This is a genomic window from Propionicimonas sp. T2.31MG-18 (genome assembly GCF_964266745.1).
Lineage (GTDB): Bacteria > Actinomycetota > Actinomycetes > Propionibacteriales > Propionibacteriaceae > Propionicimonas.
In genome coordinates this window covers 73,574-90,569 of sequence record NZ_CAXWGX010000001.1, presented here as the reverse complement: position 1 = coordinate 90,569, position 16,996 = coordinate 73,574, and the positions used below count along the sequence as shown (strand labels likewise).

At 73.0% G+C, this 16,996-nt stretch carries 10 protein-coding genes; 7 read left to right on the top strand and 3 right to left on the bottom strand.

Features of this window, described 5'->3' with window-relative positions; translation table 11 throughout:
* Positions 1 to 74 precede the first annotated feature (74 nt).
* The 3 genes from ACFQQJ_RS00395 (at position 75) to ACFQQJ_RS00385 (ending at position 8,837) form a co-directional block, all read left to right on the top strand.
* Complete coding sequence (locus tag ACFQQJ_RS00395) at positions 75 to 2,969, top strand: FlgD immunoglobulin-like domain containing protein (protein WP_377103080.1); 2,895 nt, start codon at positions 75 to 77, stop codon at positions 2,967 to 2,969.
* 171 nt (positions 2,970 to 3,140) lie between these two features.
* Positions 3,141 to 5,906 (top strand): hypothetical protein, encoded by a 2,766-nt coding sequence (locus tag ACFQQJ_RS00390; protein ID WP_377103079.1) that lies wholly within the window; start codon positions 3,141 to 3,143, stop codon positions 5,904 to 5,906.
* 108 nt (positions 5,907 to 6,014) lie between these two features.
* The gene (locus ACFQQJ_RS00385) at positions 6,015 to 8,837 is read left to right on the top strand and encodes a FlgD immunoglobulin-like domain containing protein (protein WP_377103078.1); all 2,823 of its coding nucleotides are present in this window, start codon (positions 6,015 to 6,017) and stop codon (positions 8,835 to 8,837) included.
* Positions 8,838 to 8,864: 27 nt separating this feature from the next.
* Here ACFQQJ_RS00385 and ACFQQJ_RS00380 read toward each other — a convergent pair whose 3' ends face one another.
* Positions 8,865 to 9,536 (bottom strand): hypothetical protein, encoded by a 672-nt coding sequence (locus ACFQQJ_RS00380; protein WP_377103077.1) that lies wholly within the window; start codon positions 9,534 to 9,536, stop codon positions 8,865 to 8,867.
* 221 nt (positions 9,537 to 9,757) lie between these two features.
* On the opposite strand from ACFQQJ_RS00380, the gene ACFQQJ_RS00375 reads away from it, so the two are divergent.
* On the top strand, positions 9,758 to 10,411 hold the full coding sequence (locus tag ACFQQJ_RS00375) for a histidine phosphatase family protein (RefSeq protein ID WP_377103076.1): 654 nt from the start codon (positions 9,758 to 9,760) through the stop codon (positions 10,409 to 10,411).
* Positions 10,412 to 10,447: 36 nt separating this feature from the next.
* On the opposite strand, the gene purU is transcribed toward ACFQQJ_RS00375, so the two are convergent.
* Positions 10,448 to 11,299 carry a formyltetrahydrofolate deformylase gene (gene purU / locus ACFQQJ_RS00370; RefSeq protein ID WP_377103075.1) on the bottom strand — a complete coding sequence of 284 codons (852 nt, stop codon included), beginning with the start codon at positions 11,297 to 11,299 and terminating at the stop codon, positions 10,448 to 10,450.
* Between the two features lie 196 nt (positions 11,300 to 11,495).
* Here purU and ACFQQJ_RS00365 point away from each other — a divergent pair, with 196 nt between their 5' ends.
* Both ACFQQJ_RS00365 and ACFQQJ_RS00360 read left to right on the top strand, forming a co-directional pair.
* Complete coding sequence (locus tag ACFQQJ_RS00365) at positions 11,496 to 12,713, top strand: NADP-dependent isocitrate dehydrogenase (RefSeq protein ID WP_377103074.1); 1,218 nt, start codon at positions 11,496 to 11,498, stop codon at positions 12,711 to 12,713.
* Between the two features lie 238 nt (positions 12,714 to 12,951).
* On the top strand, positions 12,952 to 14,019 hold the full coding sequence (locus ACFQQJ_RS00360) for a glycosyltransferase family 2 protein (protein ID WP_377103073.1): 1,068 nt from the start codon (positions 12,952 to 12,954) through the stop codon (positions 14,017 to 14,019).
* 216 nt (positions 14,020 to 14,235) lie between these two features.
* Here ACFQQJ_RS00360 and ACFQQJ_RS00355 read toward each other — a convergent pair whose 3' ends face one another.
* Entirely contained in the window at positions 14,236 to 15,489 is a 1,254-nt protein-coding gene (locus tag ACFQQJ_RS00355; RefSeq protein WP_377103072.1) for a CDP-glycerol glycerophosphotransferase family protein, read from the bottom strand.
* A gap of 174 nt (positions 15,490 to 15,663) precedes the next feature.
* Here ACFQQJ_RS00355 and ACFQQJ_RS00350 point away from each other — a divergent pair, with 174 nt between their 5' ends.
* Complete coding sequence (locus tag ACFQQJ_RS00350; RefSeq protein WP_377103071.1) at positions 15,664 to 16,995, top strand: hemolysin family protein; 1,332 nt, start codon at positions 15,664 to 15,666, stop codon at positions 16,993 to 16,995.
* Position 16,996 lies beyond the last annotated feature (1 nt).

Sequence of the window (16,996 nt, the reverse complement as noted above, 5' to 3'; positions counted from 1 at the left end):
GCGGGGTGCGGGATGGTACGGTCGCGGAAGGTTGACCGTGTCCGCCCAGGCGGCCACGACAGACGGGAGCGGGAATGGCGCGAGCGCCCCACGCCAGGACGCGCGGGCGGCGGCACGCCGCCCGGATCACGGCTGCGCTCGGCGTCCTCACGCTCGCCCTCACCGGGCTGGTGCCGGCGCCCGCCGCCTCCGCCGAGGACGGGACGGACCTCCGCGTCAACCTGCCGGAGACCACGTCGCTGCCCGTCGTCGTCGCCGCGTCCGGCGAGGGAGTGCTGCTGGACGTCAGCCAGGGCGCCACGCCGCGCTACCGGGCCACCACCGACGACGGCGCCACCTTCACCACCCCGGACGACCGCGGGCTCACCGACGGCCGCCTCACCACCGCGCGGGACGGCCGGCTCGTCAGTGTCGTCCCCGGTGACGGGGACGGGACGACCTCGAGCATCTACACCTACGACTTCGCCACCGGCACCACCGCCGACCCGGTGACCGTGCCCGCGGCCGACCTGCTGACGGCCGACGACCGCACGGCGGTGTTCACCGACGACACCGGCGCCTACGAGGCCTTCGACCTGGCCACCGGCGAACAGCGGGCGCTGGCCTACGCCCCGCAGTTGCCCGAGGAGGACGTGGCGGTGTCCCTCGGCGGGGGCACGACCGCGCTGATGGTCCAGACGATGTCCACCGCGTCCGGCCTGGCCGCGACCGGCTACCTCGACCTCGTCCCGCTCGACGGCAGCGCCGGCCCGGGCCGGGTCGCCGTCCCCGGGCTCGTCGCCGCCGCCGTCCGCGGCGACCAGGTCGTGTACGCCCAGGCCGCGACGACGTCCACCGGCTCGCAGAGCCTGTGCTTCCGTGCCCTCGGGACGTGGCTGGACGCGCCGTCGTGCCGCACGCTCAAGGTGGCCGGCCTGCGCGACCAGCGCTACGTCGGCGTCGACCTGGCAGCCGGCCCGGACTGGGCCCTCTGGTCCATCTCCTCCGACGCCGGGACAGCGTCCTGGGTCGTGGCCGGCACGACGAGCGCGGCCGGGCCTGTGGCGGTGCAGGCGACGGAGGAGACCGAGCTGTCCTGGATCGGCGACCCCGGGCGTCCGGTGGCCGTGGTGCCCGACGGCGACCCCGGCTTCGTCGGGTCGGTCGCGGACGACGGGTTCATCAGCAAGCGCTTCGGGTTCCCGGGCACGCCGGTGGTGGAGAGCGTGCTCGAACTCACCCCCGACCGGGTCACCGGCCTCGACAACCGCCCTACCGTGACCACGGAGGACTACCAGGCCTGGCAGCGCAGCGTGTCGGCCACCGCGATCGGTGAGGAGCAGACGCCGTTCCCGCGCGGGCTCGACGTCGGCACCTCCGGGGCGCGGACGCTGCTCGACGACGGCACCAAGCTGCGGCTCTACGACCGCGGCGACTACGTGCGCAGCCTGTCCCCGGGCACGTACGGGTCGCTGCCGGGCCTGATCAGCGGCCCCTACTTCCCGGCCTACGCGCTGTCGTACCAGCAGGCCCTGTCGGTGGACGGGAAGGTGCTCAAGACCGCCACCCTGCGTGGCCTGTTCGGCTCGCTCGTCCTCGTCCGCACCAACGCCAAGCTGGGCCGCTACGACGTGGTGGACCTCGCCGGCGGCCCGTCGGTGCGGGTGAACGTCCCGGTCGCCTACCGCGTGCAGGGGTTCAGCCTGGGCGGCCTGTGGGGCGACTGGGCGTTCGGGTACACCTTCGACTCCAGCGGCGTGCCCTGGACGCTGGCGATCAACTACCGCACCGACGAGGTGCACAGCCGCTACGGGCTGCCGGTCGACTACGGCAACGGCTTCGTCGTGGTGAAGTACGCCGACACCGCGGAGGACGGCTCGGACGTGCTGGGCCTCGAGGTGTGGAACCCGGCAACCGGCCAGGCAGAGTCGATCCCCGACACCGACTGGGACCAGGTCGTCACCGACGGCACCGCACGGCTGGCGTACTCCACCTCTTCCGAGCTGGTGCTGCGCACCCTCGACGTGGTTCCGACCTCCGCCCCCCGTCTGCTCGGGGCCTTCGCCCCGGCCAGCCTGAACCTGATCACGGCCGCCCGGTCGTGGCCGCTCGAACTCGACACCACCAAGGCCGTGGAGGCCGGCACGCTGACCATCACCGACGCGGACGGCGAGGTCGTCCGCACCCTCACCACCGAGGCCGGACCCGACGGCTCCGTCCGCGGCATCGCCTGGGACGGCCGTGACGAGGACGGCGAGGACGTGCCGGTCGGCGACTACACGTGGCAGCTGGTCGCGGCGGCCACCGACGGCAGCGGCAACGTCGTGGGCGTGGACGGGGCGTCCGACGTCGGGGAGGAGGCCGACGGGACCAACGGCGTGACCGGGACGGTCCACGTCATCCGCGAGTACCTCGGCACGATCGCCGGCGCGACCCCCACGATCTCCGGTACGGCGAAGGTCGACCGGACGCTGACCGCCCGGCCGGGCACCTGGACGCCGGGGGGCACGTCCCTGGGCTACCAGTGGTACCGCACGACCAGCAAGGGCACGACCGCCATCGACGCGGCCGTGACGGCCACCTACAAGGTGACGTCGACCGACGTCGGCGCCCGGCTCAGCGTGAAGGTCACCGGCCAGCTCGAGGGCTGGAAGCCGACGGCGAAGACGTCCGCGAAGACCTCCACCGTGGTGAAGGCGAGCTTCACCCAGACGCCGACCCCGACCATCGACGACCGGACCCCGACGGTCGGCGACACCGTCAGCGCGTTCGCCGGCACCTGGGAGCCGGCTCCGGTCGGGCTCTCCTACACCTGGTACAAGGTGTCGTCCTCGGGCAAGTCGTACGTCCTGCCCGGCAGCGGGCCGTCCTACGAGGTGAAGGCGACAGACGCGAAGTACCGGCTGAAGGTGAAGGTGACCGGGACGAAGGCCGGCTACACGACCACCAGCCGTACCTCGAAGCTCACCTCCGCGGTGGCGAAGGCCTGAGCCGGACGCCCGAGGGGCGGGACGTCCCCGGGCGAAGGACTGCGCGGGCCGTCCCCGCGGTGGTACCTTTCGCGCCAGGACCGTGCGCTGGGGGTGTGCACGGCACGGGGGGACAACGCCATGGCACTGGAGCGTGCAGTCAGGCAGCATTCACGAACTCACGGCCGCAGGGTGGCCGCGGCGATCGGCGCGTTTGCGCTCGCCGTGGCCGGGCTCGCGGTCTCCGCGGCCCCGGCCAGGGCCGAGGGCCCGACGAAGGTCCCGCTGACGACCCACTCCGTCCCGGCCGCCCTGATGGGGCTGGTCGACGGGGTGCTGGTGACCGCGAGCGACGAGGGCGGGACGCACGTCCGTGCCCCGGGAGGTGGCTGGGACACCACTGACCTCGACCGCTCGCTGCGCCCTGCGGACGTCACCTACCTCGACCACGGGACGCTCGTGGCGCTGGCCGGGGACACCGTCGAGGTGCTCGACACGGCGAACAACCTGGTGAACCCGATCGAGGTGGGCGAGGGACTGTGGACGGCCAACGCCACCACCGCCGTCCGGGTCGCCGGCTGGGAGAACGGGAACGTCGAGGCGTGGGGAGTGGACCTGGCCACGTGGGACGCACGAGCCCTCGACTGGCCGCTGAACGGCGGCCTGCCGACCGGCGCCCTCGAGGACACCAGCGGCCTCGGCCAGGGCTGGATCTCCGACGACGCCTGGGTCGCGCCGATGATCTACCTGACCGCTGCCAACAAGCTCGTCGCCACCGACCTGGACGTGATCCCGCTGGTCGAGGGCCTGGACGCCTACTCCGTGCGGCTCACCGGGGCCACGGTGCTGTGGGCGGACCAGACGGCCGGGCAGCCGCTGCGCTACGTCGCGCTCGCGGGCACCACCCTGCGCTCGTGCACGGTGGCGACGCCCACGGCGACGCCGTCCTGCGTGACCATGAAGACGAAGGTGAAGACGCGTCCGTCCGTGCACGCCTTCGGCAGCGTGCTGGGCCTCACGATCGGCTCGACGTCCTACCTGTGGCAGGCGGGCAAGCTGGTCACCGTGACCGGGATCCCCCGCGGGACCACGGCGGCGTTCACCGGCGGCGGCGTCGGCGACGCCACCCTGCGCCCGATGCTGGCGGCCCGCGGCTCCAGGCCCGGCTTCTACACCGTGAGCACGAAGGGCAGGGCGACCCGGACGGTGACCGCCGTTGTCGAGGCCGTCACCGAGCGCAGCCTCGACCTCGGTGCCGGCTGGCTGGTGGGCACGGACAACGCGGGCAGCGAGCGGGCGTGGATGCGCTCGCTGGCGGGGGGCACGATCGGCACCGAGAAGGTGCTGACCACCAAGGGCAGGCAGGTGCGCACCAGCGGCGACCGCGTGGCGGTCAACGGCAAGGACGGGCTGTGGTTCTACCGCGGTGGCACCCGGACGGCGACGTTCAAGGCCGTGCCGGCCCTGCTCTCGCTGAGCGGCCCGTACGCCCTGGTCAGGGAGAAGAACGGCACGGCGACGCTGCGCACCGAGTCGCGGGTCGTCGCCACCGGCATCACCGGGGCGGTCGCGCAGTTCGGCAGCTACGTCGCCCAGCTCGACGAGGCCGCCGGGACGGTCACCGTGCGTGACTGGGCCGGTGGCACCGGCGTCCCGGTCGGCGACCCGCTGCCCTTCGAGCCCGCGTACGGCGACCTGGTGGCCGCCGGGCTGTGGGGGGACTGGCTGATGCTGGGCTACGAGGACTACGACCTCGACACCGACACCACCACGCCCCGGGTCGTGGTCTCCAGCGTCCTCGAGCCAGACGTCAGCTACGGGCCGAGGAACTACTACGCGCCGGTGCTGGGCGACCACGTGGTCGCGGCCGTCGACGAGACCGGTCACGGCGTGGTCTGGGACTTCCGGTTCGGTGGGACGTCGCCGTCGTTCGCCCCGATCGGCGGCCCGGCGATCAGCTCGTCGGGTTTCCTCTCCTACACCACCGAGTACGACGAGCTCTGGGTCACCTCCCTCGGCGGCTCCGCCGGCGGACTGGGCCAGGCACGGGCGCTGGCGGTGAGCGCCGGTCCGGCCTCCGGCGCGGCCAGCTTCCGCGCCTACGACGGATGGCGCGTCCCGTGGAAGGTCTCGGTCGAGGCGACGAAGGCCCTCGACGCCGGCACTCTCCGGATCCGCCTCAACGGCACGGTGATCGCCGAGCGTCCCACCGTGGCCTCGGCGACCGGCACCATCACCGGCACCTGGGACGGGATCGACGACACCCAGGGCAGGCCCGCCGACACCTCTGCTCCCGACCTTGCCTACACCTGGGAGCTGGACGTCGATGCCACCGACCAGACGGGCCCGCTGACGTCGATCAGCGGCGACGCGATCGGTGGTGACCTCACGGTGGAGAACGACACGATCCCCTACCCGCTGGCGACGCCGAAGATCACCGACACGACGCCCGTCGTGGGGCAGGAACTGGGGATCGTGGCGGTGCCGCACGCGCCGGATGCGGTGTTCGGCTACACGTGGCGGCGCGGGAGCACCGTCGTCGGGCACGACGCCACCTACGTGGTCACCCCGGCCGACCTGGGCAAGAAGCTCAGCGTTCGGGTGGTCGCGATCGGCGACATCTACACCGAGGTCGTCAAGACCTCCGCGTCGACCTCGGCCGTCGGCAAGGGCACGATGACCCGCGCCACGGTGAGTATCGACGCCGCGCCCCAGGTCGGTGCCCTCCTCACGGCCAGCACGGCGGGCTGGGTGCCGGCCTCTCCCGCCGAGACCTTCCGGTGGTACCGCCTGGGCGCACCGGGCTCCACGCCGAAGCTCGTCCACACCGGACCGACCTACACCCCCGTCCCGGCCGACTTCGGCCGTCTGCTGAAGGTGGTGGTCACGGCCAGGGCGCCCGGCTACAAGGACGCGACGGCCAGCGCCGTCACCTCCGGACCGGTGACCGCCGGGTAGCCCGTCCGGGGACTGCCCACGGCACGCCTTCCGCCGTAGCCTTGTTGACTGGGGGAACCGCTCGTCGCAGCACACCACCGGCCTGGCGGGGTCGAGAAGGGAGCGACGATGCGGTCTTCGGCGTACCTGCGAACGGGTGCCGCCCTGGCGGCGTCCGTGCTGGTTGTCGGCCTGCTGCCGTCCGCGTCCGTGCAGGCCGAGGAAGTCTCGGAGTGGCGGACCCCGCTGACGCGGGTCCCCCAGCCCACACAGGTGGTGGCCGCCTCCGGTGACTCCGTCCTGGCCTGGGTGCACCACTCCTACCGGCTCTCCACCGACGGCGGCGCGACCTGGAGCGAGGTCGACCCCGGGCTGGACCCCTGGTTCGCCGGCACCGCGGACTTCGTCGAGGACGGCCATGCCGCGGTGGCCACGGACGAGGGCGTGACCGTCGTCGACCTGGCCACCGGTACCGGCACCACCGCGAGCCTCGCGCCCCTGGCCCTCGCCGCCGCCGCGCAGCCGGTCGCGGCCACGTCCGACCGCGACGCCCTGCTGCGCGACGGCGACCGGGTCGTGGTCAGTCACCTCGAGGGCGGGTCGTTCGGGCCCCCCGTCGCCGTCGTCCCGCAGGACCTCCCCACCCCGTCCGCGTCGGCCTCGCAGGAGGTCGGCTGGTCGATCGACCACCAATTCGGCTACCGCACCGTGATCCACCGGACGCGTGGCGCGAAGGTCACCGCCACCGACATCGACGCGTTCGCCCTCGGCGGCGAGGCAGGCCCGTCGGCGTTCCGGGTGACCGGGGCGCTGCTCCACCTGCGCGCGCTGGACGGGACGCGGCTGGAGTACGTCACCCGCAGTGGCACCGCCGTGTCGCGCTGCGTCCGCGACGTCGCCCGCGGGACGAGTTCCTGCCGCGTCCTGCGGCGCGTCCCCACCTCCCACGCTCCCGTGATCGTGCAGAAGCAGGGGACGGTGCTCCTGCTCCAGGACCGCAAGGCCTGGTACACCTGCGACACGGCGTCCGGGGGCTGCACGCTGAAGTCCATCCCGCTGAAGGGGAGGGTGCTCAGCACCCAGTACGACGCGGTCGGCGACCCGACCCGGCCGCTGGTGAGCGTGGCGGCCGGAGGGCTCGACCCGTTCTACGCGGTCGCCCCCGGGCCGGTGCTCGTCAAGCGGTTCGACCCGCTGGTCGCGAAGGCGTCCGTGGTCGGGCTGAGCATGGGCGTGAACCGGTTGGTCGGCTGGGACGACCGCCTCGGCGGCGCGGTCTGGCAACGTCCGCTCGGGGACGGCATCGGGGCGGAGAAGCGCCTCGCCGACCGGGCGGAGGCCGCGCTCGCCTCCGCCGGACGGACCGCGGTGGCCACCGCCTCGGGGGTCGCCTTCTACGACCGCTCGACCGCCGTCTCCCGCGGCTCGGCGGTGAACGCCCTGCTCGGGTTCAGCGGGCCGTACGCCCTGCTCGACCGGGGGTCCGGCTGGTTCGACCTCACCGGCTACGCCGGCGTCCCCATGGGCAGCTACGTCCGCGCGCCCGGGCACGTGCGGGCGATCTTCGGCACGCGCGTGCTGGGAGGCACCGACTGCCTCCAGGGCTCGGCGATGTGCACCGGCAGCGGGGACGGGGAGACCACCCTCGTCGTCACCGACCTGCTCGACGCCACCTATCGCCGCCCGATCCCGCTCCCCGACGGCGTCGACGCCCGCACCAGCCACGTGCAGGCGGCGTTCCTGTGGGGCGACCGCGTCGCGGCGAGCTTCACCTCCGCTGATCCCGGCACCGGCGAGACCACCGTTCGGTCGGCGGTGTACGACCTGGTCGCCGGCACCTGGGGAGACCTCCAGGACGCGCGGCTGCTCGGCCTCGGCGACGGCTACGCCGTGCGGGAGGACGGTGACGGGCTGAGCGCCTGGGACTACGTCACCGGCGAGACCTACCGGCTCTCCGACACCGACGGCGGCACGACCGTGACCGCCGGCGCCGACACCCTCGCCTACGCCAACGACGACGAGATCGTGGTGCGGCGGGTCCCCGGCGCAGGGGCGTCGGCTCCGCGGGTGCTCGGCGTCGTCGGCCCGGCGGGCTGCAACGCGTGGGACTGCGCGTGGGCGCCCCAGTTCGACCTCACGAAGGCGCTCGACGCGGGGCAGGTGGTGATCCGCGATCCCCAGGGCGAGGTGGTCCGGACGCTGCGCACCGCGGCGACCACGGACGGGTCCGTCCGCGGCGTCACCTGGGACGGCCGGTCCGACACCGGCGGGTTCGTGGCCGCCGGTGACTACCGGTGGCAGCTGGTCGTCGCAGCGGCGGACGGCAGCGGCACCGCCACCGGTGTCGACGGCACCTCCGTGCCGGGCGGCACGATCGCGGTCACCCGGACCCACCTCGGCACGGTGGCCCTCAGCAAGGTCGCCGTCTCCGACACGACGCCCGCCGTCGACCAGGAACTGACCGCCGACGTGGTCCTGCGTCCCGCCGACGCCGACCTCACCTACACGTGGTACTCCGGCTCGGCGGTGGTCAGCACGGGGGCGGGCGAGGCGTACGCGTCCTACCGCGTGCAGCCGACCGACCTGGGCCGCCGCCTGAAGGTCGTGGTGTCGGCCGAGCGGGAGGGCACGTACCCCGCCACCCGGGGGTCGGCGAGAACGAAACCGGTCGCGGCAGCGCGGTTCACCGACGTGGCCGCCCCGGTGCTCGCCGTCGACGGCAACAGCGTGCGTGCCACCGTCCCGGACTGGGCACCGGCGGCCACCCTCGCACTGCAGTGGTACCGCCTCGTCCCGGGCAGGGCGTCGGTGAAGATCGGCACCGGGCCGGACTACACCCTCCTCGCCGCCGACAACGGGGCACGACTGAAGCTGGTGGTCACGGGCAGCCGTCCCGGCTACCGGACGGCGACCGCGTCCGCGACGACCGGGCCCGTGTCCTTCGTGCCGTAGCCGTCGCTCCGTTGCCGTCCCGGGGCGTCACCCCTGGGCGCAGGCCAGGATCGCGCCGCCGGAGAGCGTGTCGGGACGGGTCGCACCCACCGGTCCCGACCAGGACAGGTGGCGGCGGGTCAGCGTCACCGTCCGCCGCCCGTCCGCGGTGTCGGTCTCCACGTCCGGCAGGCGCTCCAGGGTGGCGAAGGCCGGACGCCAGGCCAGGCCGTCGGCCAGCCGCACGCCGTCGGGGATCCGGGCGAGGTCGACCGTCCATCCCACCGCCACCGCTGCGCCACCGCTGCTGCCGTAGCGCACGGTGAGCCCGGGCCACGAGTGGTCCACGACGGCCAGCTGGCTGCGATCGTCCGCGGACTCGCACAGCTGGGGGTCGGCCACCTTGGCCCTGCCCAGCTCGGCGACCAGCATCGGGTTCACCTCCGCAACCCCGGCGCGTCCGAGCTGCCGGCCGCCGATGGAGGTGCCGCTGAGCACGATCGGGCCCTGCGAGGTGGCGCCACCCGAGGGCGACGGTGACCCCGTGGCTGCCGTCGGGGAGGGCGTCGTGGGCGTGGCGGTGGCAGCAGGGGCAGTGGTGCCCGCGGGCGCCGTCCCCGTCCCCACGGTGGCACCGGGCGCGGGGGTCGGGGCCGGCGTCGTGCAGCCGGCCAGCGTCCACACCCCGGCCAGGGCCAGGGCGACGATCCGGTTCCTCATGGTCCTCCACGGTGCGTCCCGGCGCTGCGACCGCCGGTGCCGCCCACCGTAGCCGGTGGGTCGCAACGTTCGGCGCATTCGTGGGCGGGTCGTGCAGCGCAGGGCGGGCGGCGCAGGGGTTCGCTGTGGCGCGAGTCCGGGGGCCGCGTCGATGCCGGGCCAAGTGACCGTCGCGGAGTCGGCGGACGGGGTGGGCCGGCTGCCGGGCTAGTCTGGCCGACATGCGCCTGATCCTCGTCCGCCACGGCCGCACGGCCTCCAACGTCGACTTCCTCCTGGACACCGCCGAGCCCGGCGCCGACCTCGACGAGGGCGGGCTGGCCCAGGCCGCGGCCCTGGTGGAGCGCCTGTCCCACCACGAGATCGAGGCGGTCTTCACCTCCACCCTGGTGCGCACGCAGCAGACCGCCCGCCCGGTGGCCGCGGCGCGCGGGCTCGAGCTCGAGGTGCTGCCCGGACTGCGTGAGATCTCGGCCGGTGACGACGAGCTGTCCGCCGACGCGACCCGCTACATCACCACGCTGATCGCGTGGGGCAAGGGCGACCCGGACGCGCGCATTCCCGGCGGGGAGAACGCCCACGAGTTCTTCGCCCGCTTCGACGACGCGATCGGCCGGATCGCCGCCGCGGGCCGCGAGGTGGTGATGGTCGTCAGCCACGGCGCAGCCCTGCGCGTGTGGTCGATGGCCCGCGTGGCGGGCTTCGCCGAGGCCCTCGGACGCGCACACCTGGACAACACGGGCGTGATCGTCGTCGACGGGTCCCCCGAGGACGGCTGGCAGCTGGCAGAGCTGATCGGCGTCCGGCACTTCGAGGACCCGGCGACCGGCGAGGTCGTCGAGCTCACGGCCGAGAGGATCGACCCCGTCGAGTGAGGCGCGCCACTGCCGTGGCCTTCGTTGCGGCGGCGGTCAGCTGAAGATGACCGTGCGGCCGCCGTCCAGCAGGACGCGGTGCTCGGCGAACAGCTTCACGGCCTCGGTGAGCGTCCGGCTCTCCTGCTCCTGGCCCATGGACACGAGCTCCGGCACCTCCATCGTGTGATCCACGCGTCGCACGTTCTGCTCGATGATCGGGCCCTCGTCCAGGTCGGACGTCACGAAGTGGGCGGTCGCGCCGATCAGCTTCACACCCCGGGAGTGCGCCTGCCGGTAGGGGTTGGCGCCCTTGAAGCCGGGCAGAAACGAGTGGTGGATGTTGATCGCGCGGCCCTCGAGCGCTTCGCACAGCTCCGGGGAGAGGATCTGCATGTAGCGGGCGAGCACCACCAGTTCGATGTCGTGCTCGGCCACCACGTCGAGGATGTGCTTCTCGACGGCGGCCTTGGTGTCGGCGTTCACGGCGTGCACCTCGAACGGGACGCCGTAGAACTTGGCGAGGTCGCCCAGGTCGGGGTGGTTGGCGATGATCAGCGGGATGGTGATCGGCAGGTGCCCCGAGCGGGTCCGGAAAAGCAGGTCGTTGAGGCAGTGACCAGCCCGGGAGGCGAGGACGAGCGTGCGCCGGCGGCGTCCCACGTAGTCGAGCACCCATTCCGCACCCAGGGAGTCCGCGATCGCCGTGAAGTCGCGCTCGAAGTGCGAGCGGTCGAAGCCGGACTGGACCTGCACCCGCATGAAGAAGCGGCCGGACTCGGTGGAGGTGAACTGCTGCAGCTCGGTGATGTTGCCCCGGGCCTCGACGATCGCACCGGTCACCTGGTGCACGATCCCGGGACGGTCCGGGCACGACAGGGTGAGCAGCCAGTGGGTCGAGTCGATCACGGCTGACAGGGTAGCGTCCCGCGTCCCCGCCCCGGCGTCGTCGTCCGCCGCGTCCTGGCCGGCTCCCTACGTGACGTTCGTTTCGCTGCGCGAGTTCAGGCAGCGGGCTGAACCACGCGTAGCGAGGCGGACGGCGGGACGCCCCGGGCGGGACGGTATGTTTTGCGGCAACGTCGCAACGCAGGAGGTTGTTCGGATGGCGAAGATCAAGGTCGTCGGCACGGTCGTGGAGCTGGACGGGGACGAGATGACCCGGATCATCTGGCAGTTCATCAAGGACCGCCTGATCCACCCCTACCTCGACGTGAACCTCGACTACTACGACCTGAGCATCGAGCACCGGGATGCCACCGACGACCAGGTGACGATCGACGCGGCGAACGCGATCAAGCGCGAGGGCGTCGGCGTGAAGTGCGCGACGATCACCCCCGACGAGGCCCGGGTCGAGGAGTTCGGCCTGAAGAAGATGTGGGTCTCGCCGAACGGCACGATCCGCAACATCCTGGGCGGCGTGGTGTTCCGCGAGCCGATCATCATCTCCAACATCCCGCGGCTGGTGCCGGGCTGGACCAAGCCGATCGTCATCGGCCGTCACGCCCACGGCGACCAGTACAAGGCGACCAACTTCAAGGTGCCCGGCGCCGGCCGGCTGACCATCACCTTCACCCCGGAGGACGGCTCCGAGCCGATCCAGCACGTCGTGGCCAACTACGGGCCCGACGGCGGCGTCGCGATGGGCATGTACAACTTCAACAAGTCCATCGAGGACTTCGCCCGGGCGTCCTTCAGCTACGGGCTGATGCGCAACTACCCGGTGTACCTGTCCACGAAGAACACGATCCTCAAGGCCTACGACGGCGCGTTCAAGGACATCTTCGCCGACGTGTTCGCCAACGAGTTCAAGGCCGAGTTCGACGCGAAGGGCCTCACCTACGAGCACCGCCTGATCGACGACATGGTCGCGTCCGCCATGAAGTGGGAGGGCGGCTACGTCTGGGCGTGCAAGAACTACGACGGCGACGTGCAGAGCGACACCGTGGCGCAGGGCTTCGGTTCTCTGGGCCTGATGACGTCGGTGCTGATGACCCCCGACGGCAAGACCGTCGAGGCGGAGGCCGCGCACGGCACGGTGACCCGGCACTACCGGATGCACCAGCAGGGCAAGCCGACCTCCACGAACCCGATCGCCTCGATCTTCGCCTGGACCGGCGGCCTGAAGCACCGCGGCAAGCTGGACGGCACCCCAGAGGTCACCGCCTTCGCCGAGACCCTCGAGCAGGTCTGCGTCGAGACCGTCGAGGCCGGGTTGATGACCAAGGACCTCGCCCTCCTCGTCGGCCCCGACCAGGCCTGGCTCACCACCGAGGAGTTCCTCGCCGCCCTCGACGAGAACCTCGCCGCCCGCCTCGGCTGAGCGTCGTCCCCTTCGAACCGCCCTGGCCCAACCCGTGTGGCGGCGGCCATCCTCCCGTCGAGGGCCAGCCTTCTCGCCGAGGGCTCGTCCCCTGGTGCTGGTCCTCGGCATCAAGGCTGGCCCTCGACCGTGGACGCTGGCCCTCGACCGTGGACGCGGCCCTCGATCGGCGTGGGTGGCGCCCACTGGCGAGGCGCGGGGGACGGGGGAGCGGTCGGGGATCTGCGAGAATGACCGCGTGACTTCAGGCCCGGCAGCAACGGCGCGCCCCGTCCTCGCACCCCTGCCCGAGCACCCGGCGGTCTCCTACGTGATGCCGGTGCTGAACGAGGCGGCCCACCTGGCCGAAGCGGTGGGCGCGGTGCTCTCCCAGGCGTACGACGGCGAACAGGAACTCGTGCTCGCCCTCGGTGCGTCGAGCGACGGCACGGACGAGGTCGCAGAGCGGCTGGCCGCGTCCGATCCCCGCGTCCGGTTGGTCGCCAACCCGCTCAACGACATCCCGATCGGCCTCAACCTCGCCATTGCGGCGAGCCGGCACCCGGTCGTCGTCCGGGTGGACGCCCATGCCGAACTGCCGCCGGGGTACACCGCGGCCGCCGTGGAGATCCTCCAGCGGACGGGCGCCGCCAACGTGGGCGGCGTGATGGAGGCCCGGGGACGCGGACGCTTCCAGCGCGCGGTCGCCCGCGCGTACAACTCCCCGTTCGGCCTGGGCGGTGGCTCGTGGCACCACGGCGAGGACGAGGCGGAGTGCGACTCGGCCTATCTCGGTGTGTTCCGCCGCGAGGTGCTCGATGAGGTCGGCGGCTACGACGAGACCCTCCGCCGCGCGGAGGACTGGGAGCTCAACCACCGCATCCGGGCCGCCGGCCACCTGATCCTGTTCACCCCCCGGCTGCGGGTGACCTACTGGCCGCGCGCAAGCTGGGACGCGCTCCGCCGCCAGATGTACGCCACCGGGGTGTGGCGGGGACACCTCGTCCGCCGCCACCAGTCGACGCCCTGGCGTTACCTGCCGCCGCCGGCCGTGGCGGTGCTGGTGGCGATCAGCCTTGCCGTCGCGCTGTTGCAGCTCCTCGGGATCGCCCGCGGCGCCGGATGGGCACTGGCCCACGTCCCGTCGCTCGGCTACCTGGCGGGCGTGACGGCCGTCGGACTCACCCGCCTCGGCGGGGACGGCCTGGTCGACCGGCTCCTCAACGTCGTCGTGCTGGCGACCATGCACCTGGGCTGGGGATCCGGCTTCATCCGCGGCTGGCTCGCCGGCGCCGAGTCCACGGTCGACCGGTCCCGCGTCCGCTGACGCCCGCCCGCCTGCTCGAGGCCCAGCCTCCACGTCGAGGCGAGCCCCCACTGTCGAGGCCAGCCCCCACGTCGAGGGCCAGCCTTCCGCGCCGAGGGCCAGCCATCTCGCCGAGGGCCAGCACCGGCGTCCTGGCCCTCGGCGTTAGCGCTGGCCCTCGGCGGGGGAGCGGGGCGAGGGCGCGACAAGCGGGACGCGACAAGCGGAGGGAGCGACTCAGCGGCTGCGACGGCGGACGAGGTCGGCGGCGGCGCGGGCGACGCGCGTGGCGCTGCCGCCGTCGGTCCACTCGTGGAAGGTGGACGCCAGGTCCCGGCTGTGGGCGGACGCGGACACCGCGGCCCCCGGATCGGTGAGGACGGCCTCCAGGCGATCGAGCACCTGGTCCCAGTCGGTGCTCCAGCTGCCACCGGCGAGCCACGAATAGTCCACGTAGAGCCCGCGCGAGGCCCGGTAGGACTCCAGGTCGGGCGCGAGGAGCAGCAGCGGGCGGCCGGTCACCGCGAAGTCGACCAGCATCGAGGAGTAGTCGGTGATCAGGGCGTCCAGGCCCCACAACAGCGGCATCGACTCCGGCTGCTGCTCCGCGGTGAGCAGGCGCACCCTGGGCGAGGCGTGGTTGTACTCGCCCACGCCGAGCGGGTGGGGGCGCACCAGCAGCACGAGGTCGAGCCGCTCACACAGCTCCTCGATCCGCAGCCACTGCTGCTCGGTCGGCACGCCGGGGTCGGGGTCCCCGTCGCGCCAGGTGGGGGCGTAGAGCACCACCCGGCTGTCGGTGAACCCGCCCCGGTGCGGGGCGAGGACCGCGCGCGCGGCCGCGATCCGCTCCGCCTCCGTCCCGGTGAACAGGACGTCGCCGCGGGGCTCCCCGAGCACCTGCACCTGCCCGTTGGTCAGGTCGAAGGCCGTGGCGAGGAACGGGGCGAAGAAGCCCGAACAGGTGGGCAGCAACGAGATCCGGCGGGTGCCGCGCCGGTAGGCGGCGCGCATCAGTCGCGGCACCCCGGGGACGCGTCCCAGCGGGCCGAGGCTGGTGACGGCGGGGGAGTCGGCGTGCAGCTTCTTCAGCGGCGCCCCGTGCCACAGCTGGACGATGACCGCCCCGGACAGCGCGTACCGGTTGACGTCGCCGAACCCGTGGGTGACCGCGGCGAGGCCGGCGCGCAGGGTCAGCTGGTAGCCCTCCCGCGAGTCCTTGTCGACCACCCGGTCGATGCCGGCGGCCCTGGCCCGCTCCGCCTCCTCGGGGGAGCGGCTCAGCCAGACCAGGTGCGGCGGGTCGGGCAGCGCGGCGGACGCGCGCAGGAAGGCCAGCGCGCCGTCCGCGGGACCGAAGGCGCTGCCGACCACCCACAGCCCCGGATCGCGTCGCACCGAGCGGGCGTGCAGCGCGCCCAGCACGTAGCGCGGGAGGGCGAGCAGCTTGCCCAGGTTTCCCCGGTCGAACCGGAACCCCGTACTCGCCATGGCCGGGAGGCTACACCGGCCCGGGGGCGCGCGGCCGCTCGCGGCGCAGGGGCGGGCCGGGACCACTCGATACAATCGCCGCGTGGACGACCCTGACCCTGCGACGGGTAGCATGAGCACCCCACGGAGTTCTCCTCCGCCGCGCTCCCCTGAACAACCCTGTGGGGGCCCCGCATGAGCCCGATCGTCGGGGACATCCTGCTGATCTTCCTGTTCATCATCATCGGCGGCGTCTTCGCAGCCGCCGAGATGGCCCTGGTCTCGCTGCGTGAGTCGCAGGTCAAGCAGCTCGCCACGCGCGGCAAGCGCGGCCAGACCGTCGCCCACCTCACCGCCGACCCGAACCGCTTCCTCTCCGCCGTGCAGATTGGCGTGACGCTGGCCGGCTTCCTGTCCGCGGCGTTCGGCGGGGCGACCCTCGCGGACAGCTTCGGCCTCGTCCTCGGCGGTTGGGGCGTGCCGGACGGGGTGGCGCAGACTCTGGCGCTCGTGCTGATCACGATTGCGATCTCCTACTTCTCGATCGTCCTCGGCGAGCTCACCGCCAAGCGGCTGGCCATGCAGAGTGCCGAGTCCTTCGCGCTCACCCTCGGGCCGCTGGTGAATGCCATCGCCCGGCTCGCCACCCCGGTGATCTGGTTCCTCGGCAAGTCGACCGACCTGGTCGTGCGCATCCTCGGCGGCGACCCCAACGCCTCCCGCGAGGAGGTCACCGACGAGGAACTGCGGGCGATGGTGGGCAGCTCGCTCACCCTCGGCGACGAGGAGCGCCAGATCGTGGACGAGGTGTTCGCCGCGGGCGAGGTGAGCCTTCGTGAGGCGATGATCCCGCGCACGGAGGTGGACTTCCTCGACGGCTCGATGCCCGCCTACAAGGCGTTCCGGGAGGTGCAGGAGGCGCCGCACAGCCGCTACCCCGTGGTCGGGGAGGACCTGGACGACGTGATCGGCTTCGTGCACATCCGCGACCTCGCCGACCTCGACCCGGCCGAGCGCAACGCCCCGGTGAGCCAGTTGGTGCGCCCGGTGGCGTCGCTGCCGCAGACGGTGAAGATCCTCAGGGCCCTCACCGAGATGCGCCAGACCCGCCAGCACCTGGTGATCGTGCGCGACGAGTACGGCGGCACCGCGGGGATCGTGACCATCGAGGACCTCATCGAGGAGCTGATCGGCGACATCACCGACGAGTTCGACGTCGAGTCCGCCCCGTCCGGCGCAAACCGGGACGCCACGACCGACCTCGACGGCCTGGTGACGCTGGAGGACTTCGGCCAGCAGGTCGGGTACGTGCTGCCCGAGGGCCCCTACGACACCGTCGCCGGCTTCGTGATGGCGCAGCTGGGCACGCTGCCGCAGGTGGGCGACGCGTGCACGGTCGAGCTCGCGCCGCAGGACGAGCAGGCCGAGGCCCGCACCTTCGAACTGCGGGTCACCGAGCTCGACGGACGCCGTGCCGCGCGGCTGCGGCTGACCGACCTCGGCCCGGTCTCCGTCCCCGAGGCCTGAC